Below are 24,750 nucleotides of genomic sequence, written 5' to 3'. Positions count from 1 at the left end.
TCAGTGCCCGGTGCCAGACTGCCGGGCATGAGCGAAGACGTGCGGATCAGGGACGTACGGATCAGGGACGTACGGGACACCGACCTGGAAGTTTTCTACGAGCAGCAGCTCGACCCGGAGGCGGTGCGCAGGGCGAGATTCCCCGCCCGGGACCGGGAGACCTTCATGACCCACTGGGCCACGAAGGTCCTCGGCGACCGCACCGCGCTGGTCCAGGCGGTCACCGTCGACGGCGAGACCGCGGGAAGCATCGTCGCCTGGTGGGCGGACCACGCGGACCGGGTGGGTCAGGCGGACCAGGCCGAGGAGAAGGACCGACAGCGCTTCATCGGCTACTGGTTCGGCCGTCAGTACTGGGGCCGGGGCGTCGGCACCCGGTCCCTGGGCCTCTTCCTCCGGCTGGAGGAGACCCGTCCGCTGTACGCCGATCCCTTCGTCGGCAACACCGCCTCGGTCCGCCTGCTGGAGAGACACGGTTTCCGCCCCAGCGGGACGGTCCGCCCCGGTGAGGAGGACTTCCCGCTGCTCGTCCTGCACGGGGAGGACGCTCAGCCCGGCCGGTGATCCCCGGCCGTCCCGTCGATCAGCTCCCGCAGGATGTCCATGTGTCCCGCGTGCCGGGCAGTCTCCTCGACCATCCGGATGAGGACCCAGCGCAGCGACACCGTCGCGCCGTTCCAGGATGTGCCCAGATCGTCGAGCGACCCCTCGGTGATCGTCCGGTCGGCGGCGGCGCGGGCGCGGCCGTAGAAGTCGACGATCTGTGCCGTCGTCTCGCCCTGGTCCGCGCTCATGTCCTCACCGGCGAACGGGTCGAACCAGAGCGGCTCGGTCTCGTGCCCGAAGGCCGTGCGGAGCCAGCCGTACTCGACGGACCCCAGATGCTTCACCAGACCCAGCAGACTGGTCCCGGACGGGGTCATCGGCCGCCGCAGCCGCTCGTCGTCGAGCCCCTCCAGCTTCCACAGCACGGCGTTCCGGTGCCGGTCGAGGCACGCGTGCAGGCTCTCCTTCTCGCCACCGGTGTACGGCACGTGGACGGCTGCTGGTTTCGTCGTCATGCCCGGGAACGTAACAGCGGCCACCGCCGGGTCTGTCGGCACGGCGAAACTCCCTCGCGCCTCTCCCACACCCGGGAGAGAATCCGTACGTGACCACCGCCCACCGCACCTTCGAAACCCTCGTCGACGAGGCCGAGGCCGCGCCCGTCGACGGCTGGGACTTCTCCTGGTTCGAGGGCCGGGCCACCGAGGAGCGGCCCTCCTGGGGGTACGCGCGCGCCATGGGGGAGCGGCTCGCGCGGGCGTCCGCCGCCCTCGACCTCCAGACCGGCGGCGGTGAGGTCCTCGCCGCCGCCCCGGCGCTGCCACCGCTCACCGTCGCCACCGAGGGCTGGTCGCCGAACGTCGCCAGGGCCACCGCCCTGCTGCACCCGCGCGGCGCCGTGGTCGTCGCCTGCCCGGAGGACGCCCCGCTGCCGTTCGCGGCGGAGGCCTTCGACCTGGTCGTCAGCAGGCATCCCGTCCACACGTACTGGGACGAGATCGCGCGTGTCCTGCGTCCGGGCGGCGTCTACTTCTCCCAACAGGTAGGCCCGGCGAGCGTCTTCGAGCTGGTGGAGTACTTCCTCGGCCCGCAACCGGACGAGGTCAAGAACGGCCGCAACCCCGACCGTGCCGTCGCCGCCGCCGAGGCCGCCGGGCTCGACGTCGTGGACCTGCGCTCGGAGCGACTGCGGGTCGAGTTCCACGACATCGGCGCCGTCGTCCACTTCCTGCGCAAGGTGATCTGGATGGTCCCCGGCTTCACCGTCGACGCCTACCGCCCCCGGCTCCGCACCCTGCACGACCGCATCGAGACCGAGGGCCCGTTCACCGCCCACAGCGCCCGCTACCTGATCGAGGCCCACAAGCCACCCCGGCCCAACTAGGGGGCGCGCACCGCCCTCACGCATGCGCCCCCGCCGTCACCTTCCCGATCACCAACTCCGCCTCCGCCTGGAGCACTTCGCCCACCCGGCGAACCCGCGCGGCCAACTCCCGCTCCCGCGCGGCCGTCAGCCGCCGCAGCGGCTCCACGGTGACCGTCGTACGCCGCCCCCGACGCCGCTGGTGCCAGACGCCCGCGACCACGCCGTCGACCAGGAGCACCGGGAAGTTGCCGGCCTGACCGCCCGCGAGGGCGCGCTGGTACGCCGCGCCGGGGAAGAGCGTCTCGCGCGGCTGGGCGGCGATGGCGTACGCGTCGAAGTACGGGAGCAGCCGCACCCCGCGCACGGGCCCGGACGGGAAGTCCGTGTCGCCCGCCACCACCCAGGCCGGTCCTCCCGCGAACTCGGCCTCCTCGATCTCACCGGCCGCGGCGGCCGAGGCGAACAGCTCCCCGGCCCAACCCCGCGGCGCGGCGAGCCACTTGGCGAAGTGCGCCGCCGTCGCCGGTCCGTACGCGCGCAGATACCGCCGTACGAGCATGGCGAGTGCCGCGTCCGCCGTGAGCGGTTCGAAGCGCGGCGGGCGCGTGTACGTCACCTTGCGACCCCGGTTCGGCCCGAAGGACAGCGCGCCCCGCTGCCCGGCGCGGTGCATCACCTGGCGCCAGCGCGGCCACATGGTCTGGAACGCCGGCATCACCAGCTCCCCGGCCCACGGCCCGGTGCGGGCCACGACCGCGTCGCCCAACTCGTCGATGGTCAGGAACGCCCCGTCCAGCGCGTCCCCGATCGCCGCGATCACCTCGTCCGCCCGCGCCGCGCTGAGCCGCACGTCCGTCGCGAACGGGCTCGGGCCGGTCGGAATCGTCCCCAACGCCGATGACCAGAAGGGGAGTTCGGCGGCGGGCAGCAGATGCAGGGTCCCGCGCGGGCCGTACGTCTTCACCAGCGTCCGGTGCTCCCACAGCGCGGCCCGTACGTCCGCCCGTGTCACCCCGTCCACGCGCACGCCCACCGACACCTCGGCCGCCGACAGCACCTGCGCGTGGGCGCCGAGCATCGCGCCGACCACCTCGGCGACGGGAGTGCCGGCCACCGCGGGCACGGTCAGGGACTGCCGTTCCAGTCGTCGGGCGCTCGCCTCGGCCCAGGTGATCCTCAGAGTCATGGGGCGACGCTAGATCCGGAAGAGGTCGGATTCTGTCCGCTGGAGGCGTGAAAACCGACCGCCGATCTGATTGACCGAAAACCTGCCGATGCAGCATGGTCTGCGCGAGATGTCCGTCCACATGGCGGACGAGCGGCGGTCGTGGGCGGCGGGTGTGGCGCGGGGTGTGGGCGTACGCGGGGTGTGGCGGACGACTCACAGGTTTTCCACATCGTTATCGGGACGGGCTCGTCTCGCCTGTATGCCTCACGTAAGTTCAGTCCAAGGAAATTCGCGTGAGCAAAGCCGCGCGTGAGGCACCGCGCGGTGGAGGGGACTGCGCGGTGCCTGCTCCCGTGCTCCCGGCGGCCTGACGTGAGGTCACCGACGGGTGGACGTGTCAGGGGGACCGGACCGTGACCCGCACTCCGCGCCGTACGCCCCACCCCTCCATCGCGCCGGCCGCCGCCTCCAGGACGTGCCTGGCCCGCGGTCGCGGCAGCCCCACCCGCCCCGGGCGCATCGTCCGTACCGCCAGGACCCGGAAATCGCGGTCCAGGTGAGCGACGTCGATCGCGAACCGCATCCCGATCGTGTGCACCGAACTCGCGGGGCTGAGCAGCAGCGCCCCCTCGATCCCGTCCCGTCCGAGCAGCCCGCGCCGCCGGGCCCGCGCCGACCCGGCGAGCTCCAGCGGCACCGGCTCGGAGGTCCCGGGGGTGGTGAACGTGGCCATGGCTGCGAAGTTAGCGGTGGCGTCAAGCGGACGTTCCTCGCGGGGTCACTCTCCCGGAGGACGCGCCGCTCGGGCCGGGCGGGAAAACACAACCGTGTGCAAATCCCCGGGATCTTTCCGATTCCTCCGCGAACGTCGATGAATCCCTTTGAATCCGCTGTGATTCAGCCATCATCACGCCCTGAATGAGGGCTTCCGCGCCCACCTCGGCGTCGCCGGACGACTCCGGAGAGTAGTTGTGGCACGCCGATGCACGCAGCATCACTTACGAAGGGTTATGGTGGAAACCCCCCCTCGGGCCGGTCCGTCTCCCCCCCACGGACCGGCCCGTTTTTTGTGCCCGGACCCGGCCCGTCCGACGGGCGCCCCCGTGCGCCCCCCGGTTCCGCGTCCCGGGAGCCCGGTGACTCAGCGCCGACCGGCCCAGATGTTCGTCCCCGGCGTCGACACCGCGAACGTGTCGATCTCCTTGAGCTCCTCGTCCGTCAGCTTCGGAGCCGACAGCGCCGCCAGGTTCTCCTCCAGCTGCCGCACGCTGGACGCGCCGATGAGCGCGGAGGTCATCCGCTCGTCCCGCAGCACCCAGGTGAGCGCGAGCTGGGCGAGGGACTGGCCGCGGCGGGCCGCGATGTCGTTCAGCCCGTTCAGCCGGCGTACGACGTCCGTGTCGCCCGCCAGGCCCGGGTCGAGCGACTTGCCCTGGGTGGCACGCGAGCCCTCCGGGATGCCCTTGAGGTACTTGCCCGTCAGCAGACCCTGCGCGAGCGGCGCGAAGGAGATGCAGCCCATGCCGGCCGCCTCCAGCGTGTCGAGCAGGGAGTCGTCCTCCGTCCAGCGGTTGATCATCGAGTACGAGGGCTGGTGGATGAGCGGACGCACCCCCATCCCGGTCAGGATGCGCACCGCCTCGGCCGTCTGCTCGGCGGTGTAGGACGACACCCCCACGTACAGCGCCTTGCCCTGCTGGACCGCGGACGCGAGCGCGCCCATCGTCTCCTCCAGCGGGGTGTCCGGGTCGAAGCGGTGCGAGTAGAAGATGTCGACGTACTCGACGCCCATCCGCTTCAGCGAGGCGTCCAGGGAGGACAGCAGGTACTTGCGGGAACCCCACTCCCCGTACGGGCCGGGGTGCATGAGGTAGCCCGCCTTGGTCGACAGGACCAGCTCGTCCCGGTACGGCGCGAAGTCCTGCTTCAGCAGCTTGCCGAAGTTGAGCTCCGCGGAGCCGGCCGGCGGCCCGTAGTTGTTCGCCAGGTCGAAGTGCGTGACGCCCAGGTCGAAGGCGCGGCGCAGGATCGCGCGCTGGGACGCGAGACCGCGGTCGTCGCCGAAGTTGTGCCACAGGCCGAGTGAGACGGCGGGCAGCTTCAGCCCGCTGCGGCCCGTGCGCCGGAATTCCATGGATTCGTACCGCTCCGTCGCCGCGCGGTACACAGACGTGTCGTTCATGGACACGAAGCTACGTCAGCGCGCGGACCACCCACGGGAGAGTCCCCCGCTCCGTCGCGTGAGGCCCCTCCACCCCAAGGGAACACCGCGTTCCAGCAGGGGTAGGGTGTCGCCCCTGAGGGACCGCCATTTGCACGGAGGGGCTGACAAACACGTGAACCTGCTGCGCGAAAACCTGCGCCGACTGCTGGTCAGGTTCTATGCACGCAGGGTGGAAGGCCACCTCGACCACGACCAGGTGCCCAAGCACATCGGCGTCATCGTGGACGGCAGCCGCCGCTGGGCGAAGGCCGCCGGCTCCACGGCCGTCGACGGTCACCGCGCGGGGGCCGAGAAGATCGAGGAGTTCCTCGGCTGGTGCACCGAGACGGACGTCGAGGTCGTCACTCTCTGGCTGCTGTCGACGGACAACTTCAGCCGCCCGCCGGAGGAGCTCGGACCCCTCCTCGGCATCATCGAGGACGTCGTCCGCACCCTCGCCGCCGACGGCCGCTGGCGTGTCCACCACGTGGGCACGCCCGACCTGCTGCCCACTCAGATGCAGCACGCCCTCAAGGAGGCCGAGGAGTCCACGGCGCACGTCGACGGGATACTGGTCAACGTGGCGATCGGCTACGGCGGCCGCCAGGAGATCGCCGACGCCGTGCGCTCGATGATCCTCGAAGCCGCCGAGAAGGGCTCCTCCATCGAGGAGATCGCCGAGTCCGTCGACATCGACCGCATCGGCAAGCACCTCTACACCAGCGACCAGCCCGACCCCGACCTCGTGATCCGTACGAGTGGTGAGCAGCGGCTGTCCGGATTCATGCTCTGGCAGACGGCCCACTCGGAGTACTACTTCTGCGAGGTCTTCTGGCCGGCCTTCCGCAAGGTCGACTTCCTGCGCGCCCTGCGTGACTACGCGGCGCGCCACCGGCGCTACGGCGGCTGACCCGCAGGTCCTCAGGACGTCGTACGGGACACGCGTCATCTGGAGTTAACGAACGCGTCGTCATGCCCATTGGCATGGCCTGGCTCGATCGAGGGCATAAAGCTTCCAGGTCGACGCCCGAACCACGGGTGTCGGATCTCAGCGGACGGCACGGGGCCGTCCGCCCGGGAGGCCCTTTGCACCAGCCCGACCGTGCGGTCAGTACGGACGAAGCGGAGGGCCGGTTTTCGGCCCGCGCATCGGTGCCGCAGACCGGTCCAGATCTCCTCCGTCGCTCCCCGACCTCATCCGAGGGGGTACGTCCTTCCGTGGTGACCAGCACAAAGCGCCGTATGCCAGACCGGCGCACCTATGTCATCGACACCAGCGTCCTGCTGGCCGACCCCAACGCCCTGAACCGCTTCGACGAGCACGAAGTAGTGCTGCCGATCGTCGTGGTCACGGAGTTGGAGGCCAAGAGGCACCATCCCGAACTCGGCTACTTCGCCAGGCAGGCCCTGCGCCTGCTCGACGAGTTCCGGGTGCGGTTCGGCCGCCTCGACGCTCCTCTCCCGATCGGGGATCTCGGAGGGACCCTGCGCGTCGAGCTCAACCACTCGGACCCCAGCGTGCTGCCCAGCGGCTACCGCCTGGGGGACAACGACTCCCGCATCCTCGCGGTGGCCCGCAATCTCCAGGCCGAGGGCTACGACGTCACCGTCGTGTCGAAGGACCTGCCGCTCAGGATCAAGGCCTCCTCCGTCGGACTCCTCGCCGAGGAGTACCGCGCGGAGCTCGCCATCACGGGCAACTCCGGCTGGACCGGAATGTCCGAACTGACCCTGGCGGGCGAGCAGGTGGACATCCTCTTCGACGAGGGGCACGCCTACGTTCCCGAGGCGGCGGAGCTGCCGGTGCACACGGGCCTGACGATCCAGTCGGAGCGCGGCAAGGCCCTGGGCCGCGTCACGCCCGAGGGGAACGTCCGGCTCGTACGCGGTGACCGCGAGGTCTTCGGCATCAAGGGCCGCAGCGCCGAGCAGCGCATCGCGCTGGATCTGCTCCTGGATCCGGACATCGGGATCGTGTCGATGGGTGGCCGGGCCGGCACCGGCAAGTCCGCGCTCGCGCTCTGCGCGGGCCTGGAAGCCGTCCTGGAGCGACGCCAGCACCAGAAGGTGATGGTCTTCCGGCCGCTGTACGCGGTGGGCGGCCAGGAGCTCGGCTATCTGCCCGGCTCCGAGTCCGAGAAGATGAGCCCGTGGGCGCAGGCCGTCTTCGACACCCTCTCGGCCGTCACCTCGCGCGAGGTGATCGAAGAGGTCACCGCACGCGGCATGCTGGAGGTCCTGCCGCTCACCCACATCCGGGGCCGGTCCCTCCACGACGCCTTCGTGATCGTGGACGAGGCACAGTCGCTGGAGCGGAACGTACTGCTGACGGTGCTGTCCCGAATCGGCGCCAATTCACGGGTCGTTCTCACCCATGACGTGGCACAGCGGGACAACCTGCGAGTGGGCCGGTACGACGGCGTGGTCGCCGTGGTCGAGAAGTTGAAGGGCCATCCGCTTTTCGCGCACGTGACCCTGAACCGGTCCGAGAGGTCCCAGATCGCGGCACTAGTGACCGAAATGCTGGAGGACGGGCAAATCTGAACGGTCTGACCCACCTGGACCCGTTCCGGGAATCGGTGGCGAATGCACGGTAGTTGGCGCCGTCCGGCAAAGGCGAAAACCTTAGCCGGGCGGCGTCTTGCTGCGCGCTCGTTTCCGGAAAACTCCTGGGACAAACGAAGTGTGAGCTTTCACACGCAACTCGGAATTGCCGTGCGGCGTCGGGTTACGGCAGAGTCTCACTCCTGTCAGGCCCCGCATACGACACACCTGTACCCCCAGCGGTACGGCACCACAGGAACGTCAGAACTCCATAGCGCCGTCGTATGCCGCCCGCGCACCACGTGGCGCTCCCCGCAAGGGAGTTGCCCACCGGGCCCGCGCCTCCCGTGACCCCGCAGTTGGGAGGCCAGCGTCAAGGGGCACGATTGCGTCCGCGAGGGTCACCTAAGCGGTCGATGCTGGAAGGAAACCGTGTGAGCCGGATTTCGGTCCGGGGATTCGCAGTGGCTTCGGCCACCGCGGTCACCGCTGTCGGAAGCGTCGTCGGAGTTGCCTCGGGCAGCACCGCCGCGCCATCGAGCGACGCTGAGGCGACGGCAAGCGACGCGACTCTCCTCGCGGACATACCCGCGGGCCAGCAGGCCCAGGTGCAGACCGCATCCCTGACGCAGCAGGCCACCGCGCAGGCCATCCAGGCCGACGCGAGCGCCAAGAAGGACGCGGAGGAAGCGGCCCGCAAGCAGGCCGCCGAGGACGCCGTCGCGAAGCAGAAGGCCGCTGAGAAGGCCGAACAGGAAGCCAAGGAGCGCAAGGAAGCCGAGGAAGCCGCCAGTCGCAGCGCGACCCGCGACGCCAGCAGCTTCACCGTCCAGGCCTCCTACACCACCGCGCAGATCCAGGCCATGGCCCAGTCCATGGTGCCCAGTGGTCAGTACCAGTGCTTCAGCAACATCGTGGACCACGAGTCGAGCTGGAACTACACGGCGGTCAACGCCTCCTCCGGTGCCTACGGTCTCTTCCAGGCCCTGCCCGGATCGAAGATGGTCTCCGCCGGTTCCGACTGGCAGACCAACCCGGCCACACAGATCAAGTGGGGCCTCAGCTACATGAACGACCGCTACGGCAGCCCGTGCGACGCCTGGTCGTTCTGGCAGGCCAACCACTGGTACTAGCCGCTGGTACCAGCCGCGCGGAACACGCCGGCCGCTCAACCTTCCGGAGCCCTTCCCCGTCCTACGGGGAGGGGCTTCGGCCATGTACGGTCGGATCCGACGACTCCAGGGGGGAGTGGTGGGGAGCAACGGGGGAAGAGGACGGATCATGTCTCGCGTACCAGCATGGCTCGGCCGGATCGGCGCCGGACTGACCGAGTTGGGCAGACGGCTGGACGAGCGGCGGGCCGAGGTGGAGCGGGAGTCGCAGTCCGGACCGGACGGACAGCCGCCCCGGCAAACCCCCGCACGCGGCACCTCGTCGCCGGACGCCAGGCCTCCGGCGGACGCCCCGTCCTCGTGGGAGACCGGAACCCCGCCGCCCGCCCCCTCCTCCTGGGACACCGGAACCCCGCCGCCCGCCCCCTCCTCCTGGGACACCGGGACCCCGCCGCCCGCCGAGGACGTCCGGTCCGCGCCGGACGCCCAGCCCTCGCCGTCCGCCGCCGCTCCCGGTCCGCGTGACGCCGCGGCGGCCTCCGACGTCTCCGATCTCTCCGGTCCGCCCGCCGACCCCGCCTCGCCCTCCGCCCCGGCACCGGTCCGCGCGGCCCCCGCGACGTACGTCACCACGCTGACGTCCCGCCCGGACCCCGCCGTGGCCGTGCCGTGGGGCGTACGGGTCGCCGCCGAGGCCGGCTGGCGGCTGCTCGTACTCGCGGGCACCCTCTGGGTGTTGATGCGGGTCATCAGCGCCGTGCAGCTCGTGGTGTTCGCCTTCGTGGCCGCCCTGCTGATCACCGCGATACTGCAACCCGCCGTCGCCCGCCTGAAGCACTGGGGCGTGCCGCGCGGACTGGCCACCGCGCTCACCGCGATCCTCGGCTTCGTCGTCATCGGGCTGATCGGCTGGTTCGTCGTCTGGCAGGTCCAGGAGAACATCGACACCCTCTCCGACCAGATCCAGGACGGCGTCGACGAACTGCGGAACTGGCTCCTCAACAGCCCGTTCCACGTGACCGACAAACAGATCAACGAGATCGCCGAGAACCTGCGGGACGCGATCGGCACCAACACGGACCAGATCACGTCGGCGGGCCTGGAAGGCGTCACGGTCATCGTCGAGGGCCTCACCGGCATCCTGCTCGCGATGTTCTCGACGCTGTTCCTGCTCTACGACGGCAAGCAGATCTGGCAGTGGACGCTCAAGCTGGTGCCGGCGGCGGCCCGCCCGGGTGTCGCGGGCGCGGGGCCGCGCGCCTGGCGCACCCTCACGGCGTACGTCCGGGGCACGGTGGTGGTGGCGTTGATCGACGCGATCTTCATCGGTCTCGGCATCTACTTCCTCGACGTGCCGATGGCCGTGCCGCTCGCCGTCTTCATCTTCCTGGGCGCGTTCATCCCGCTCGTGGGCGCGGTGATCTCGGGCGCGCTGGCGGTGGTGGTCGCGCTGGTGACGCAGGGCCCCTTCACCGCGGTCATGGTGCTCGTCGTGGTCCTCGCCGTGCAGCAGATCGAGGGGCACATCCTCCAGCCCTTCATCCTCGGGCGGGCCGTACGGGTCCATCCGCTGGCGGTCGTCCTGGCGGTCGCCGCGGGCGGAATGGTCGCCGGGATCGGCGGAGCGGTGGTCGCCGTGCCGCTGGTGGCCGTCACCAACACCGTGGTCGGCTACCTGCGTTCGTACCAGTCCGGGGAACCCCCGGAGGCCGCGGCCAAGGACGTGGATCCGGCGCGCCGACCGGTGCCGTAGGCCGGCACCCGGTGGCGTAGGCCGTCGCCGGGGCCCTGGACGCGGGGCCCCGCAACCTCCGTCGGCGGCCCCGCTCGCGCGAGGCGGCGGCCCGGTGACAGAACCGTGACAATGCCCCCTGACCTGCGCTTTCACCTACCCCATCATGATCTATACACCGCATGTATACACACCATGTATACCCCGTGTGTAGAGTCTCCTCCATGTCCATCGGTCACACCCTCCTGGGACTCCTGGAGTCCGGACCCCGTCATGGTTACGACCTGAAGCGGGCCTTCGACGAACAGTTCGGCCACGACCGGCCGCTGCACTACGGCCAGGTCTACTCGACGATGTCGCGCCTCCTGAAGAACGGCCTCGTGGAGGTCGACGGGATAGAGGCGGGCGGCGGTCCCGAGCGCAAGCGGTACGCGATCACCGAGGCCGGGATCACCGACGTACAGCAGTGGCTCGCGACCCCCGAGAAGCCCGAGCCCTACCTTCAGTCGACCCTCTACACCAAGGTCGTCCTCGCGCTGCTCACCCACCGGGACGCGAGCGAGATCCTCGACACGCAGCGCTCGGAACACCTGCGCATGATGCGCATCCTCACCGACCGCAAGCGCAGGGGCGACCTCGCGGACCAACTGATCTGCGACCACGCCCTCTTCCACCTGGAGGCCGACCTGCGGTGGCTGGAGCTCACCGCCGCGCGCCTCGACAGGCTCGCCGAGTCGGTGACCGCCCGATGACCCCTACGACGACTGCGACTCCCATGAACAATCCGATGACTCCTCCGCCCGGGTCCCTGCTGACCGCCTCGGCGCTGCGCAAGACGTACGGACCGACGACCGCCCTGGACGGCGCCGACTTCTCCATCCACCCCGGCGAGGTCGTCGCCGTGATGGGCCCCTCAGGCTCGGGCAAGTCGACCCTGCTGCACTGCCTCGCCGGCATCGTGCCGCCCGACTCGGGCTCGATCATGTACGCCGGCCGTGAGATGGCCACCATGAACGACTCGCAGCGCAGCGCCCTGCGACGCACCGAGTTCGGCTTCGTCTTCCAGTTCGGCCAGCTCGTACCGGAGTTGACCTGCGTCGAGAACGTCGCCCTGCCGCTGCGGCTCAACGGCACCGGCCGGAAGGAGGCCGAACGGGCCGCGCTGGCACGGATGGAACAGCTGGAGGTCGACGACCTCAAGGGCAAACGGCCCGGAGAGGTCTCCGGCGGCCAGGGCCAGCGCGTTGCCGTCGCCCGCTCGCTGGTCACCGACCCGCGCGTGCTGTTCGCGGACGAGCCGACCGGCGCCCTGGACTCGCTCAACGGCGAACGCGTGATGGACCTGCTCACCGAGGCCGCCCGCTCCACCAACGCCGCCGTCGTGCTCGTCACGCACGAGGCACGGGTCGCCGCCTACTCCGACCGCGAGATCGTCGTACGCGACGGGAAGTCCCGGGACATGGAGCGGATCGTATGAGCACGCGGGGGGGCCCCCAGTGGTACAGGGATCTGGCCATGGGGGTCAGGTTCGCCTTCACGGGCGGACGTGAGGGATGGGTCAGGGTCCTGCTCACCGCCGTCGGCGTCGGACTGGGCGTGGCGCTGCTGCTGCTCACCGCCGCCGTGCCGAGCGCGCTGTCCGCCCGGCACGACCGGGAGAGGGCGCGCACGGACATCACGTTCAGCGACCTGCGGCGGCCGAAGGCCGACAACACGGTGATCGTCGCGAACGTCGGCACCACCTACCGCGACAAGGACGTCCGGGGACGGCAGTTGGAGCCGGAAGGCCCCCGTGCCCCGCTGCCGCCGGGAGTGGCGAAGTTCCCCGCGCCAGGTGAGATGGTCGTCTCTCCCGCGCTCAGGAAGCTGCTGAAGTCGGACAGCGGGAAGCTGCTGCGGGAGCGGCTGCCCTACCGCGTCGTCGGCACCATCGGAGAGCCCGGACTCATCGGCTCGGCCGAACTCGCCTTCTACGCGGGCGGCGAGGGACTGGCGCCCATGATCACCGGCGGCCGGGTGTCCCGCATCGACTCCTACGGGGACCCGCAGCCCTCCTCCGAGCCGCTGGACCCCGTACTGATCCTGCTGATCCTCGTCATGTTCGTGGTCCTGCTGACGCCCGTCGGCGTCTTCATCGCCGCGGCCGTACGGTTCGGCGGCGAGCGGCGCGACCGCAGGCTCGCGGCACTGCGCCTGGTCGGCTCCGACAGCCGGATGACCCGGCGGATCGCCGCGGGTGAAGCACTCGCGGGCGCCGTGGTCGGCCTCGTCTTCGGCACCGGCTTCTTCCTGCTCGGCCGTGAGGTCGCGGGCTCCGTCGAGGTCCTCGACGTCAGCGTGTTCCCCAGTTACATGAACCCGACGCCCACACTGGCCGCGCTGGTCGCCCTCGCGGTCCCGGCCGCGGCGGTGCTGGTCACCCTGCTCGCGCTGCGCGGCGTGGTCATCGAACCGCTCGGAGTGGTGCGCTCGGCACGGCCCGCGCGGCGCCGGCTCTGGTGGCGGCTGCTGCTCCCGCTGGGCGGACTCGCGATGCTCTACCCGATGATCGGGCAGGGCCGGGAGAACGGGGACTTCAACCAGTACCTGGTGATCGGCGGCGTCATCCTGCTGCTCGTCGGCGTCACCGCGCTGCTGCCGTGGATCGTCGAGGCCGTCGTCGCACGGCTCGGCTCCGGCGGCGTCGCCTGGCAACTGGCCGTCCGAAGGCTCCAGTTGAGCAGCGGTACGGCGGCTCGCATGGTCAACGGCATCGCGGTGGCGGTGGCCGGCGCGATCGCCCTCCAGATGCTGTTCGCCGGTGTCGAGGACGACTACACCAAGGTCTCCCAGAACGACCTGACACGGGCGCAGATGCAGGTGCCCCTGCCGAGCGGGATCCCGCTCGCCCCGGCCGCCGAGAAGTTCGAGCGGACCAAGGGGGTCACCGGGGTCTCGTCGTTCGGCGAGGGCTACCTCGGCGACCGCAGGACGGACCCCGAGCTGTCGGGCGCGTTCACCGTCGGCGACTGTGCCGCCCTGCGCGAGGTGGCGACCCTTCCCACGTGCCGGGACGGCGACGTCTTCGCCCTCGCGGACACCGAGTACGAAACCGACACGAAGGCACTGGCCGAGCCCGGCAGGACGCTCTATCTGGACCCCTCCTACAGCGACATTCCGGACCCCACGAAGCAGATCACCTGGACCCTGCCGAAGGAGGTCAAGCAGGCCGAGCCGCGCAAGGACATGACCGGTATGTACCGCGACGGTTTCCTGGTGACCCCCAGCGCGCTCCCGGCAAAGGCCGCACCGGCCGTCTCCGGACAGATCTACCTCAGGACCGACGCGTCCGTGCCGGACGTGAACGAGCTGGTACGGAACACGGCGGCGGACATCAGCCCCTTCGCGGACCCCTACTCGTGGACGGTCAGCGAGCGGTCCGACCGCTTCACCTCCATCCGCACCGGCCTGTTCGTCGGCGCCACCTGCGTCCTCTTCCTCATCGGCGCGAGCCTGCTCGTCTCCCAGATCGAGCAGCTGCGCGAACGCAAGAAGCTCCTCTCCGCCCTGGTCGCCTTCGGCACCCGGCGCCGCACGCTCAGCCTGTCGGTGCTGTGGCAGACCGCGATCCCGATCGCCCTGGGCCTGGTCCTGGCCTCGGCGGTGGGCATCACCCTGGGAACGGTGCTGCTGAAGATGACGGCCACGCCGGTACGACTGGACTGGGCGAGCGTCCTGTCGATGACCGGCATCGGCGCCGGGGTCGTGGTCCTGGTGACCGTGCTCAGCCTGCCGCCGCTGCTGCGGCTGATGCGGCCGGACGGACTGCGCACCGAGTAGGCCCACGGGCCGCCCGGCACCGCCGACTCAGAGCACCCGTACGGGCAACGGCCGCAGCGCTTCCCGGAGCGCTGCGGCCAGCTCCTCGTACTCGGCCCCGCGCGCCGCCCCCGTACGCCTCGCCAGCGCGATCCGCCGGGTCGGTGCCGGGTCGGCGAAGTAGCCGGTGAGGAGCTGGTTGCTGCGGGTCGTCTCGACCCTGACGGCGGTACGCGGGAGCAGCGTCACGCCGAGGCCGCCGGCCACGAGCTGGACGAGGGTGGAGAGGCCGGCGGCGGTCGTGGTGACGGGGGCGTCCGCGCGGCCCGCCTCCCGGCAGATGTCCAGCGCCTGGTCCCGCAGACAGTGCCCCTCGTCGAGCAGCAGCAGGTTCAGCTCCCGCAGCGCCTCGCGTGGAATCTCCCGCTGCCCGCCCAGCGCGTGGTCCAGCGGTGTCACCAGCACGAAGTCCTCGTCGAACAGGGGGAGTTCGACAACCCCGGGCATGCCGAGCGGCACGGCGAGCAGCAACAGGTCGAGCCGGCCGACCGAGAGCCCCTCCAGCAGGTTCGTGGTCTGCTCCTCGTGGACCTGGAGATCCAGAGCCGGGTAGCGGTCGTGGACCAGCTTCAGGACCGTGGGCAGCAGATACGGCGCGACGGTCGGGATCACCCCGAGCCGCAGCGCCCCGGTGAACGGCGCCCGCACCGCCTCCGCCTCCTCCAGCAGCGCCCCGACCTCGTCGAGCACCGCCTTCGCCCGTACGGCCAGCCGCTCCCCGGCGGGCGACAGCAGCACCTTCCGCGTCGTCCGCTCCAGCAACGTCACCCCGAGCGTCTCCTCCAGCGCGGACACCGCCCCCGACAGCGCCGGCTGACTCATCCCGATCGCCCCCGCGGCATCCCGGAAGTGCAGATGCTCAGCCACGGCGGCGAACGCACGAAGCTGAGCGAGGGTGGGCTGCCGTCGGCCGCTCCCCGGCGCCCTCGTGCTCTTGACCATTGGCCCGCTCCCCACCCATAGTGACTGATAGTTACATTCGATCAACGGGTGCAAGTATAGCTATTTCACTAATCAATGCAGCTTGTGCCAGCATTGACTCCGTCCAACCCATGAGGAACGCCTCGGGAAAGGGGCGTTCCTTCGCTGCGAGGAGAGCGCGTGCTCACTGTTGGTGACAAGTTCCCTGAGTTCGACCTGACCGCCTGTGTCTCACTGGAGAAGGGTGCGGAGTTCGAGGAGATCAACCACAAGACCTACGAGGGCAAGTGGAAGATCGTCTTCGCGTGGCCTCGGGACTTCACCTTCGTCTGTCCGACGGAGATCGCCGCGTTCGGAAAGCTGAACAGCGAGTTCCTCGACCGTGACGCGCAGATCCTCGGCTTCTCCACCGACAGCGAGTACGTCCACCACGCCTGGCGCAAGGACCACGACGACCTGCGTGAGCTGCCCTTCCCGATGCTGGCCGACACCAAGCAGGAACTGAGCTCCGCGCTCGGGATCCTGGGCGAGGACGGCGCGGCCAAGCGTGCCGTCTTCATCGTCGACCAGAACAACGAGATCCAGTTCTCGATGGTGACCGCCGGTTCCGTGGGGCGTAACCCCAAGGAGGTGCTGCGCGTGCTGGACGCTCTGCAGACCGACGAGCTGTGCCCGTGCAACTGGACCAAGGGCGAGAACACCCTCGACCCGGTCGCCCTGCTGGCCGGTGAGTGACCTCTCATGTCTCTCGACGAACTGAAGTCCGCCGTACCGGACTACGCGAAGGACCTGCGCCTCAACCTCGGCTCGGTCATTGGCAACTCCGACCTTCCCCGGCAGCAGTTGTGGGGCACGGTGCTGGCGTGCGCGATCGCCTCCCGTTCGCCCCGCGTGCTGCGTGAGCTGGAGCCCGAGGCCAGGGCGAACCTGTCCGCCGAGGCGTACACCGCCGCCAAGTCGGCCGCCGCCGTCATGGCGATGAACAACGTCTTCTACCGCACGCGGCACCTGCTCTCCGACCCCGAGTACGGGACGCTGCGCGCCGGTCTGCGGATGAACGTCATCGGCAATCCGGGCGTCGAGAAGGTCGACTTCGAGCTGTGGTCGCTCGCCGTCTCCGCCATCAACGGCTGCGGCCAGTGCCTCGACTCCCACGAGCAGGTGCTCCGCAAGGCCGGCGTGGACCGCGAGACGATCCAGGAGGCGTTCAAGATCGCGTCGGTCATCCAGGCCGTCGGTACGACGCTTGACGCCGAGGCGGTCATCGCGGAGTAGCTCCGCCGTTCCGGCTCCGCGACGGGGAGCCGTGCCGCCGCGTACCGCGGAGCCGTGCCCCCGCGTACCGCGGAGCCGTGCCCCCGCGTACCGCGGAGCCGTGCGTCTGCCGTTCAGAGGCCCGGCCCGCCGACCAGTCAATCGGCGGACCGGGCCTCCGGCTTCGCCACCGGCGCGCGGTCCAGGGCCTGTTGTCACGTTCCCGGCGCCCGGCGCCCGGCGCCCGGCGCCTGTCGCCCGGCGCCTGTCGCCTGTCGCCTGTCGCCTGTCGCCCGGCGCCTGTCGCCCGGCAGACGGCAACGTGACGACCGGGCCTAGTCCTCGGGTTCCCCGGAGAGCGGTGGTCGCCCCCGGCGCGGGATCGGTCCGGTTCCGCCCGGCAGCCGTCCCGCCTCCGTCAGCGCCCTGCGCAGCAGGAACTCGATCTGGGCGTTGGCCGAGCGCAGTTCGTCCCCGGCCCAGCGGGCCAGCGCGTCATGGACGAGCGGATCCAGTCGCAGCAGCACCTGCTTGCGCTGCCGCGCGGGGCGCCGCCCGGCGGCCGGGCCCGTGCCGGGAGCGGAAGCGGGGCCGGGGCCGGAATCCTCCGGAGGAACGGTCACTGGTAGAGGGACCCCGTGTTCAGGACGGGCTGCGGCGCACGGTCCCCGCACAGCACCACCATCAGGTTCGACACCATCGCCGCCTTCCGCTCGGAGTCCAGCTCCACGATCTCCCTCTCGGAGATCCGGGCGATCGCCGCCTCGACCATCCCCACCGCGCCGTCCACGATCTGCCGCCGCGCGGCGACGACCGCCCCGGCCTGCTGCCGCTGGAGCATCGCCGACGCGATCTCGGGAGCGTACGCGAGATGCGTGAAGCGCGACTCGATGATCCGCACACCGGCGGCCTCCACGCGCGCGTGCAGTTCGACGGCGAGCTTCTCGGTGATCTCCTCGGCGTTGCCGCGCAGCGAGAGCCCGGCCTCGTCGTGGGCGTCGTACGGGTACTCGATGGCGATGTGGCGGACGGCCGCCTCGGTCTGGGTGGCGACGAACTCCAGGAAGTCGTCGACCTCGAAGCTGGCCTGCGCGGTGTCCCGGACGTTCCACACCACGACCGCGGCGAGCTCGATGGGGTTGCCGTAGGCGTCGTTGACCTTGAGGACGGCGGTCTCGTGGTTGCGCACGCGTGTCGAGATCTTGGTGCGGGAGGTCAGGGGATTGACCCAGCGCAGGCCGTCCTGCCGGATCGTGCCGCGGTAGCGCCCGAAGAGCTGGACGACGCGGGCCTCGCCGGGCGCCACGGTGTTCAGCCCGCACATGGCGACGAACGACGCGAGGGCGATCACGATGCCGCCGACGATGAGCGCCGCCTTCGCCCCGGTCCCGCCGACCGTCGTGGCGGTCGCGATCATGCCGGCGCCCAGCAGCAGCCCGACCAGGCCGAGCAGCAGCGCGAGTCCGCCGCCGATGCTGTGCGCGGCGAACTCCCGTACCCGTGGGGCGGGCATCTCCGGTACGTCGGCGGTGGGTGTGGCGTCTTGCCTGGACATCTGTATCCCCCCGTGGTTCGTAGGCGCGGGGCGGGTTCCGCCCCGGCACAGAGCATAGCGTCAATCTAGCTAAGTGATATCACTTTACCCGGCACGGCAACCTTCTACCCCTTTCGGTCGTCGGTTCCAGTGGGGTGGGAGTGTGTCGCGTGCTGATTCTCACGTCCGGAAAGGACCGGATCAGTAGCCCTTTGTCATAGCGCGCGGTGTTAGTTTTCTGAGCTGACCTGAGCGACGAACCTGTGTGCCACACGAGAGTGAAGCGGAGCGGATCGACCCATGGGACGAGCGGACGAGAGACGAGCGAGGCAGGCGCAGGGACGCCGCCGCGCGGCGCCCAAGCGCTCGGCCAGGGGAAAGGCGGGCCGCCGCAGCGGCATACGCAGGTTCCTCAACTGGAAGACGCTGCTAGGTACGTTCTTCGGGTTCTGCCTGCTCGGCATGGGCGCCTTCATCGTGCTCTACCTGGTCGTCGACGTACCCGAGGGCAACGCGGCCGCCCAGCAGCAGAGCAACATCTACCAGTACAGCGACGGCTCGGCGCTCGCCCGTACCGGTGAGGTCAACCGTGAGGTGGTGGACCTGGCCAAGGTGCCCAAGGAGGTCCAGCGGACCTTCGTCGCCGCCGAGAACAAGTCCTTCTACACGGACTCGGGAATCGACTTCAAGGGCACGGCGCGCGGGCTGGTCAACACCCTGTCCGGCAAGGGCCTCCAGGGCGGTTCGACGATCACCCAGCAGTACGTCAAGAACTACTACCTCACCCAGGACCAGACCGTCACGCGCAAGCTGAAGGAAATGGTCATCTCCCTGAAGGTGGACCAGCAGCAGTCCAAGGACGACATCCTCGCGGGCTACATCAACACCAGCTACTACGGCCGTAACGCGTACGGCATCCAGGCGGCGGCGCAGGCGTACTACCGGATCGACGCGAGCGACCTCTCCGTCGAGCAGGGCGCGTACCTCGCCTCCCTCCTCCAGGCCCCGAGCCAGTACGACTGGGCGGCGGCCACGGCCACCGGCAAGGAGCTGGTCAAGGCCCGCTGGAACTACACCCTGGACAACATGGTCGGGCAGGACTGGCTGGACTCCGCCGAGCGCGACGGCATGAAGTTCCCGGTGCCCAAGGACCCCCAGGGCGCGCCCGGCATGGAGGGGCAGACCGGCTATCTGGTGGAGGCGGCCAACAACGCGCTGGCCAACCAGCTCGTCACCGACGGGACGGCCGACGGCCTGGACGATGCCAAGGCGCTGGTCGACGCGGGCGGCTGGACCATCAAGCTCAACATCGACAAGAAGAAGCAGTCGCAGCTCGAAGCGGCCGTGAAGAAGCAGCTGACCAGCAACCTGGACGCCAAGAAGCGCGATGTCGACGGCGACGTGCAGGCCGGCGCCGCCTCCGTCGATCCGAAGACCGGCAAGGTCCTCGCGATCTACGGCGGCGTGGACTACTTCAAGCACTACATCAACAACGCGACCCGCCGCGACTACCAGCCCGCCTCCACCTTCAAGCCGCTGATCTTCGCGGCGGCCCTCGAACAGGGCGCCAAGACGCAGGACGACAAGCCGATCACGGCCAGCACGGTCTACGACGGCACGAGCGGCCGCGCGGTCAAGGGCAGCGACATCGCCTTCGCGCCGCCGAACGAGGACGACCAGGACTACGGCAGGGTCACCGTCCAGACCGCGATGAACAAGTCCATCAACTCCGTCTTCGCGCAGATGGGCGTCGACGTCGGGATGGACAACGTGCTGAAGGTCGCCGGCGAGCTCGGCATGAACACCAAGGGAGTGCAGGCGGTGCCCGCGCAGACGCTGGGCACCATGGGCGCGAGCCCGCTGGAGATGGCGGGCGCCTACGCGACCCTCGACAACCACGGCAAGAAGGTCACCCCGGCCGTCGTGGCGTCGGCGGAGCACAAGGACCGGGCGGTCAAGTTCGCCGACCCGATCGGCGAGCAGATCATCAGCGAGGAAGCCGCCGACACCGTCACCTCCGTACTGACCGGTGTGGTCGACGACGGTACGGCCCGGGTCTCGGTGGCCCAGGCGCCCGATCGCAAGGGGCAGCAGGTCGCGGGCAAGACGGGTACGTCGGACGACAACAAGTCGGCCTGGTTCACCGGCTACACGCCGAACCTGGTCACCTCGGTCGGCCTGTTCGGCGAGGGCGCGGTCGGCTCCAAGGACGCGGGCAAGCAGGTCACCCTGAAGGGCGCCGCGGGCGGCGGCCGGGTCAACGGCGGTGGTTTCCCGGCCGAGATCTGGGCGGAGTACACCTTCGGCGCGATGGGCAAGGTCACCAAGTTCGACCTGGACACCACGCAGGGCGCGGCGGTGGCGCCGACCGAGACGCCCACCGTCTCGCAGACGCCCTCCTCGACGCCCTCGTCGACGCCGACCACCGAGGAGCCGACGACCGAACCGCCGACGAGCAGCAGCCCGCCCGCGTCCCCGTCGGAAGAGCCCACGACCTCCGAGCCGCCGACCGAGGAGCCGAGCTCTCCGTCGGAGTCGGCGAGCGGCCCCTCGATTCCGGAGGATCCCCTGGACCCGGACAGTCCCTAGGCGTACAGAGGGGGCGCCCGGTGATCCATCACCGGGCGCCCCCTCACTCGTACGTGCTCAGCCGCCGTTGACGGCGTTCGCGATCCGGTCGCCGATCTCCTTGTCGACGTTGCGCCAGTACTGGATGGCGCGGTCGAGGACCGGGCGGGAGACGTCGGCCTTGAGGTGGCCGCTGACGTTGGACACCAGGCGGTCGCGGGCCGCGTCGTCCAGCACGTGGCGGACCATCGTGCCGGCCTGGCCCCAGTCGTCGTCCTCGCGGTGCGGCTTGTACGCCTCGCGCACCAGCTCGCCGGCGGTGTGCCAGCTCGCGGGGTCGCCGAAGCGTCCGTAGTCGGCCGCGGGACCGCCGTAGGAGTTGGGCGCGTACGGCATCGCCGCGTTCGACTTCTCGTAGCGCATCGGGCCGTCCTTGGCGTACGAGTTCACCGGGGAGCGCGGCCGGTTGGGCGGCAGCTGGGTGTAGTTCGGGCCGATCCGGTACCGGTGGGTGTCCGGGTACGAGAAGAGCCGGCCGAGCAGCATCTTGTCGGGCGAGGGGCCGATTCCCGGCACCAGGTTCGACGGCTCGAAGGCGGCCTGCTCGATGTGGATGAAGTGGTCGTCCGGGTTCTCGTCGAGGGTCATCCGGCCGACGTCGATCAGCGGATAGTCCCCGTGCGGCCAGACCTTGGTCAGGTCGAACGGGTTGAAGCGGTAGTCCGCCGCGTCCTCGAAGGGCATGATCTGCACCTTGAGCGTCCAGGTCGGCGCGTTCCCGGACTCGATCGACTCGTACAGGTCCCGGCGGTGCTTGTCCGCGTCGTGGCCCGCCAGTTCGTCGGCCTCGGCCTGCGTGAGGAACTCGATGCCTTGGTCGGTCTTGAAGTGGTACTTCACCCAGAACCGCTCACCGGCGCCGTTGATCCACATGTAGGTGTGGGAGCTGTAGCCGTTCATGTGGCGGTACGTCTTGGGGACGCCGCGGTCGCCCATCAGCCAGGTCACCTGGTGTGCCGACTCGGGGGAGAGGGTCCAGAAGTCCCACTGCATGTCGTTGCTGCGCAGCCCGGTGGCCGGGTGGCGCTTCTGCGAGCGGATGAAGTCCTGGAACTTGATCGTGTCACGGACGAAGAAGACCGGGGTGTTGTTGCCCACGAGGTCGTAATTGCCGTGCTCGGTATAGAACTTGAGCGCGAAGCCACGGGGGTCGCGCCAGGTGTCGGGCGACCCCATCTCGCCGGCGACGGTGGAGAACCGCGCCAGCATGTCGGTGCGCTTGCCCGGCTGGAAGAGGTCGGCCTTGGTGAACTGGCTGACGTCGTTGGTGACTTCGAAGAATCCGTACGCGCCACTGCCCTTGGCGTGCACCACCCGCTCGGGGACCCGCTCCCGGTTGAACTGGGCCATCTTCTCGATGAGGTAATGGTCCTGGAGCAGGATCGGGCCGTCGGGGCCCACGGTGAGCGAGTGTTCGTCGCTCTCCACCGGAATGCCGACGTTGTTCGTGGTGTACGGAGCCTTCTGGGATGCCTGCGTCACGAGCGTCCTCCCGTCAGAGAAGAGGGTCGATAGGTCGCTTCGTCCACATCAGCAGTCAACTCCGCCGACCGGATGTCGGCAACATCTGGACGGGGTCTAATTCCGGTCTGGTTCTGAGTGGCTGCTGAAGGGAGTGTTGCGCGAGTACCCCTTCAGCTCCGGTTCAACTCGAACCAGACGACCTTTCCCGTGCTCAGCCGCGTGGCTCCCCACCGTCTGGCCAGTTTGTTGACCAGGATCAGCCCGCGTCCGCCCTCGTCCGTGACGCGAGCCTGCCGCAGCCGGGGCAGCTGCGGGACGTCGTCGCCCACCTCACAGCGCAGTACGTCCGTACGCAGCAGCCGCAGGGTCACCGGCCGTGACGCGTAGCGCACGGCGTTCGTCACCAGCTCGCTCACCAGCAGTTCCACGGAGTCGGTCAGCTCCTCCATGCCCCAGCGGGACAGCGCCCGCCGGGCGAGCTTGCGGGCCCGCCCGGGAGCCGCGTCCTCCGGCTCCAGGTACCAGTACGCGACGTCGCTCGGCGCGATCCCGTCGAAGCGGGCGGCGAGCAGCGCGATGTCGTCGTCCCGGTCGCCCGGGCCGAGCATGTCGAGCACGTCGTCGCAGAGGGCTTCCAGCGGCGGCGGATGGTCGGGTCCGGTCAGCTGCGCGGTCGCGGCGAGCCGCTCGCGCAGCTGCTCTATCCCGGTCCACACGTCCCTGAGACGGGACTCGACCAGCCCGTCGGTGTAGAGGAGCAGGGTCGCCCCGGCGGGCGCGTCCAGCTCGACCGCCTCGAAGTCCACCCCGCCCACGCCGATGGGGGCGCCCGGCGGCACCCGCAGCACCTCGGCCCGGCCGCCCAGGTGCAGCAGGACCGGCGGGGGATGGCCCGCGTTGGCGATGGTGATCCGGTGCGAGACCGGGTCGTAGACGGCGTACAGGCAGGTCGCCATCCGGTCGGTGCCCAGCCGCTGCGCCTGCTCGTCGAGGTGGTGCAGCACCTCCTGCGGCGGCAGGTCGAGCCCGGCGAGGGTCTGCGCGGTGGTCCGCAGCTGGCCCATGATCGCGGCCGAGGTCATCGAGTGGCCCATCACGTCACCGACGACGAGGGCGACACGGCTGCCCGGCAGCGGGATCGCGTCGTACCAGTCGCCGCCGACGCGCGCGGTCTCGGCGGCCGGCAGATAGCGGGACGCCAGCCGCACGCCCGTGGGCCTGGGCAGGGTCTCGGGCAGCATGGTGCGCTGGAGCTCGTCGGCGATGTACGCCTCGCGCCCGTACAGCACCGCCTTGTCGATGCCGAGCGCGGTGTGCGTGGCGAGCTGGGCGGCGACCAGCAGGTCGTCCGCCTCGAAGGCGAACCGCTCCGGGCGGCGCAGGAACAGCGCCGCGCCGATCACCCGGCGACGACCGCGCAGCGGGGCCAGGATGGCGCGCTGTCCGCGCGGCACGACCAGGTCGTCGCCGAGCAGCTCGGGCAGCGCGGCGCGGGCCGCGGGCGCGTCCGCGAAGACGGGCCGAACACCGCGCAGCACCTCGGCGAGGGCGCCGCCGGGACGCACCTCGCACAGCTCGGCGGAGACCGGCGACAGCTCGACGGGCTCCGGCTGGAACATGGGCGAGAAGCCGTTCTCCGTGTCCCGCTCCGAGGGGATCCGGTCGGTGCGCCGCAGCCGCAGCACGAGGGGCCCGGTGGGCCGCTCGTCGCCGACCGGCAGCGGGTCGCGCAGATAGACGAGGATCGCGTCCGAGAACGTCGGCACGGTCGCCCGGCAGAGCCCCATCACGATCTCGTCGAGGTCGATGCCCCGGGCGATCCGCCGGGTCGCGGCGCCCACGAAGCGCAGCCGGTCCCCGTCCCGCCGCATCGGCATCGGGCCACCGGGCGGCAGCGCCTGTCCCGTACGCCGCTCCTTGCCGCCGGAGTTCCCGGCCGTCCGCTCCGGGTCGGCGCCCTGCTGGACCGGGATGCTGTCGGGAGCGGGGCGCGGGCGGTGCGGATCGGGCACGGTGGCGGGCGACTGGGAGTGCTCGGGGCCCGGCGAGGCCGGGGAGGGCGTGCCCGTACCGGCGGACGCCTGAATGCCGGGCGGTCCGTCCGGGAGGCCCGAGGGGGTGTCGCCCGAGCGTGCCTGTAGGGGGAGAGCGGTGGCCTCCGGAGTCCGGGACGGCTGTTCCGGGGTGTGCAGAAGCGCCCCGCGGGGGTCCGCGGGGGCGGCTGGCCGGCCGGCGCCGCTCTTACGGCGCTCGTGCGAGGTGGGCTGCTCCGTCACGCGTGTCGAATCCGTCCGTCCGGGGCCGCGCGCCGTACGCGCGGTTCGTCCCGCAGCCCCGATACCCGGAATGTGTGCCCCAGGAACGGAATCTGCGCGTCGTCAGGTCCGGGCAGGCCCGATACCGGCCGCGGCGCCGGTGCG

The 24,750-nt window shown here is 70.3% G+C and carries 21 protein-coding genes; 12 read left to right on the top strand and 9 right to left on the bottom strand.

Going from position 1 to position 24,750, the window contains the following annotated elements; translation table 11 throughout:
- Positions 1-27 precede the first annotated feature (27 nt).
- The gene (locus tag ACIP79_RS10280; RefSeq protein WP_401221754.1) at positions 28-564 is read left to right on the top strand and encodes a GNAT family N-acetyltransferase; all 537 of its coding nucleotides are present in this window, start codon (positions 28-30) and stop codon (positions 562-564) included.
- Here the strand turns inward: ACIP79_RS10280 and ACIP79_RS10275 are convergent.
- Positions 549-1,061, bottom strand: coding sequence for a DinB family protein (locus ACIP79_RS10275; RefSeq protein ID WP_401221752.1), 513 nt, complete (start codon positions 1,059-1,061; stop codon positions 549-551). The two genes, ACIP79_RS10280 and ACIP79_RS10275, sit on opposite strands and share 16 nt — an antisense overlap.
- Before the next feature lie 89 nt (positions 1,062-1,150).
- Between ACIP79_RS10275 and ACIP79_RS10270 the strand changes: the two genes are divergently transcribed.
- Positions 1,151-1,930, top strand: a complete 780-nt coding sequence (locus ACIP79_RS10270) for a class I SAM-dependent methyltransferase (protein WP_401221750.1) — start codon at positions 1,151-1,153, stop codon at positions 1,928-1,930.
- 16 nt (positions 1,931-1,946) lie between these two features.
- Here ACIP79_RS10270 and ACIP79_RS10265 read toward each other — a convergent pair whose 3' ends face one another.
- From ACIP79_RS10265 to mgrA, 3 genes are all read right to left on the bottom strand, one after another.
- Positions 1,947-3,098: a winged helix DNA-binding domain-containing protein gene (locus ACIP79_RS10265; RefSeq protein WP_401221748.1), complete on the bottom strand. Its 1,152-nt coding sequence runs from the start codon at positions 3,096-3,098 to the stop codon at positions 1,947-1,949.
- Between the two features lie 379 nt (positions 3,099-3,477).
- On the bottom strand, positions 3,478-3,813 hold the full coding sequence (locus ACIP79_RS10260; RefSeq protein ID WP_401221746.1) for a DUF192 domain-containing protein: 336 nt from the start codon (positions 3,811-3,813) through the stop codon (positions 3,478-3,480).
- 408 nt (positions 3,814-4,221) lie between these two features.
- Complete coding sequence (mgrA, locus tag ACIP79_RS10255; RefSeq protein WP_387187555.1) at positions 4,222-5,262, bottom strand: L-glyceraldehyde 3-phosphate reductase; 1,041 nt, start codon at positions 5,260-5,262, stop codon at positions 4,222-4,224.
- A gap of 160 nt (positions 5,263-5,422) precedes the next feature.
- Between mgrA and ACIP79_RS10250 the strand changes: the two genes are divergently transcribed.
- The 7 genes from ACIP79_RS10250 (at position 5,423) to ACIP79_RS10220 (ending at position 14,490) form a co-directional block, all read left to right on the top strand.
- On the top strand, positions 5,423-6,193 hold the full coding sequence (locus ACIP79_RS10250) for an isoprenyl transferase (protein ID WP_383680867.1): 771 nt from the start codon (positions 5,423-5,425) through the stop codon (positions 6,191-6,193).
- Between the two features lie 308 nt (positions 6,194-6,501).
- A complete protein-coding gene (locus ACIP79_RS10245; RefSeq protein WP_401221744.1) occupies positions 6,502-7,827 on the top strand; it encodes a PhoH family protein in 1,326 nt (441 codons plus the stop codon).
- A 416-nt stretch (positions 7,828-8,243) separates the two neighbouring features.
- A complete protein-coding gene (locus tag ACIP79_RS10240) occupies positions 8,244-8,960 on the top strand; it encodes a transglycosylase SLT domain-containing protein (protein ID WP_387187556.1) in 717 nt (238 codons plus the stop codon).
- 148 nt (positions 8,961-9,108) lie between these two features.
- Entirely contained in the window at positions 9,109-10,692 is a 1,584-nt protein-coding gene (locus ACIP79_RS10235; protein ID WP_401221743.1) for an AI-2E family transporter, read from the top strand.
- Positions 10,693-10,895: 203 nt separating this feature from the next.
- A complete protein-coding gene (locus ACIP79_RS10230) occupies positions 10,896-11,423 on the top strand; it encodes a PadR family transcriptional regulator (RefSeq protein ID WP_401221741.1) in 528 nt (175 codons plus the stop codon).
- 35 nt (positions 11,424-11,458) lie between these two features.
- On the top strand, positions 11,459-12,148 hold the full coding sequence (locus ACIP79_RS10225; RefSeq protein WP_383680794.1) for an ABC transporter ATP-binding protein: 690 nt from the start codon (positions 11,459-11,461) through the stop codon (positions 12,146-12,148).
- On the top strand, positions 12,145-14,490 hold the full coding sequence (locus tag ACIP79_RS10220) for an ABC transporter permease (RefSeq protein ID WP_401221740.1): 2,346 nt from the start codon (positions 12,145-12,147) through the stop codon (positions 14,488-14,490). Before ACIP79_RS10225 ends, ACIP79_RS10220 begins: the two co-directional genes overlap by 4 nt.
- Before the next feature lie 27 nt (positions 14,491-14,517).
- Here ACIP79_RS10220 and ACIP79_RS10215 read toward each other — a convergent pair whose 3' ends face one another.
- On the bottom strand, positions 14,518-15,471 hold the full coding sequence (locus ACIP79_RS10215; protein WP_401221738.1) for a LysR substrate-binding domain-containing protein: 954 nt from the start codon (positions 15,469-15,471) through the stop codon (positions 14,518-14,520).
- A gap of 159 nt (positions 15,472-15,630) precedes the next feature.
- Here ACIP79_RS10215 and ACIP79_RS10210 point away from each other — a divergent pair, with 159 nt between their 5' ends.
- A complete protein-coding gene (locus tag ACIP79_RS10210) occupies positions 15,631-16,185 on the top strand; it encodes a peroxiredoxin (protein WP_401221736.1) in 555 nt (184 codons plus the stop codon).
- A gap of 6 nt (positions 16,186-16,191) precedes the next feature.
- The gene (locus tag ACIP79_RS10205; protein WP_401221734.1) at positions 16,192-16,725 is read left to right on the top strand and encodes an alkyl hydroperoxide reductase; all 534 of its coding nucleotides are present in this window, start codon (positions 16,192-16,194) and stop codon (positions 16,723-16,725) included.
- 314 nt (positions 16,726-17,039) lie between these two features.
- On the opposite strand, the gene ACIP79_RS10200 is transcribed toward ACIP79_RS10205, so the two are convergent.
- Both ACIP79_RS10200 and ACIP79_RS10195 read right to left on the bottom strand, forming a co-directional pair.
- On the bottom strand, positions 17,040-17,327 hold the full coding sequence (locus tag ACIP79_RS10200) for a hypothetical protein (protein ID WP_401221732.1): 288 nt from the start codon (positions 17,325-17,327) through the stop codon (positions 17,040-17,042).
- The gene (locus tag ACIP79_RS10195; RefSeq protein ID WP_383680785.1) at positions 17,324-18,259 is read right to left on the bottom strand and encodes an SPFH domain-containing protein; all 936 of its coding nucleotides are present in this window, start codon (positions 18,257-18,259) and stop codon (positions 17,324-17,326) included. Before ACIP79_RS10195 ends, ACIP79_RS10200 begins: the two co-directional genes overlap by 4 nt.
- 279 nt (positions 18,260-18,538) lie before the next feature.
- Here ACIP79_RS10195 and ACIP79_RS10190 point away from each other — a divergent pair, with 279 nt between their 5' ends.
- The gene (locus tag ACIP79_RS10190) at positions 18,539-20,827 is read left to right on the top strand and encodes a transglycosylase domain-containing protein (protein WP_401221730.1); all 2,289 of its coding nucleotides are present in this window, start codon (positions 18,539-18,541) and stop codon (positions 20,825-20,827) included.
- Positions 20,828-20,884: 57 nt separating this feature from the next.
- Here the strand turns inward: ACIP79_RS10190 and ACIP79_RS10185 are convergent, their stop codons facing one another.
- Together ACIP79_RS10185 and ACIP79_RS10180 are read right to left on the bottom strand one after the other, a co-directional pair.
- Positions 20,885-22,348: a catalase gene (locus ACIP79_RS10185; protein WP_401221728.1), complete on the bottom strand. Its 1,464-nt coding sequence runs from the start codon at positions 22,346-22,348 to the stop codon at positions 20,885-20,887.
- Positions 22,349-22,500: 152 nt separating this feature from the next.
- Complete coding sequence (locus ACIP79_RS10180) at positions 22,501-24,606, bottom strand: SpoIIE family protein phosphatase (protein ID WP_401221726.1); 2,106 nt, start codon at positions 24,604-24,606, stop codon at positions 22,501-22,503.
- Between the last annotated feature and the right edge of the window lie 144 nt (positions 24,607-24,750).

Origin of the sequence: Streptomyces sp. NPDC088747, assembly GCF_044751025.1 — a bacterium.
Taxonomy (GTDB): domain Bacteria; phylum Actinomycetota; class Actinomycetes; order Streptomycetales; family Streptomycetaceae; genus Streptomyces.
This window is presented reverse-complemented; position numbering and strand designations above follow the sequence as displayed.

Excerpts from the sequence above, each read along its gene's own strand:
- ACIP79_RS10280 (WP_401221754.1), top strand. The coding sequence starts at position 28 with ATGAGCGAAGACGTGCGGATCAGGGACGTACGGATCAGGGACGTACGG.
- ACIP79_RS10275 (WP_401221752.1), bottom strand. The coding sequence starts at position 1,061 with ATGACGACGAAACCAGCAGCCGTCCACGTGCCGTACACCGGTGGCGAG.
- ACIP79_RS10265 (WP_401221748.1), bottom strand. The coding sequence starts at position 3,098 with ATGACTCTGAGGATCACCTGGGCCGAGGCGAGCGCCCGACGACTGGAA.
- ACIP79_RS10260 (WP_401221746.1), bottom strand. The coding sequence starts at position 3,813 with ATGGCCACGTTCACCACCCCCGGGACCTCCGAGCCGGTGCCGCTGGAG.
- mgrA (WP_387187555.1), bottom strand. The coding sequence starts at position 5,262 with ATGAACGACACGTCTGTGTACCGCGCGGCGACGGAGCGGTACGAATCC.
- ACIP79_RS10240 (WP_387187556.1), top strand. The coding sequence starts at position 8,244 with ATGCTGGAAGGAAACCGTGTGAGCCGGATTTCGGTCCGGGGATTCGCA.
- ACIP79_RS10235 (WP_401221743.1), top strand. The coding sequence starts at position 9,109 with ATGTCTCGCGTACCAGCATGGCTCGGCCGGATCGGCGCCGGACTGACC.
- ACIP79_RS10230 (WP_401221741.1), top strand. The coding sequence starts at position 10,896 with ATGTCCATCGGTCACACCCTCCTGGGACTCCTGGAGTCCGGACCCCGT.
- ACIP79_RS10225 (WP_383680794.1), top strand. The coding sequence starts at position 11,459 with ATGACTCCTCCGCCCGGGTCCCTGCTGACCGCCTCGGCGCTGCGCAAG.
- ACIP79_RS10220 (WP_401221740.1), top strand. The coding sequence starts at position 12,145 with ATGAGCACGCGGGGGGGCCCCCAGTGGTACAGGGATCTGGCCATGGGG.
- ACIP79_RS10215 (WP_401221738.1), bottom strand. The coding sequence starts at position 15,471 with ATGGTCAAGAGCACGAGGGCGCCGGGGAGCGGCCGACGGCAGCCCACC.
- ACIP79_RS10205 (WP_401221734.1), top strand. The coding sequence starts at position 16,192 with ATGTCTCTCGACGAACTGAAGTCCGCCGTACCGGACTACGCGAAGGAC.
- ACIP79_RS10195 (WP_383680785.1), bottom strand. The coding sequence starts at position 18,259 with ATGTCCAGGCAAGACGCCACACCCACCGCCGACGTACCGGAGATGCCC.
- ACIP79_RS10190 (WP_401221730.1), top strand. The coding sequence starts at position 18,539 with ATGGGACGAGCGGACGAGAGACGAGCGAGGCAGGCGCAGGGACGCCGC.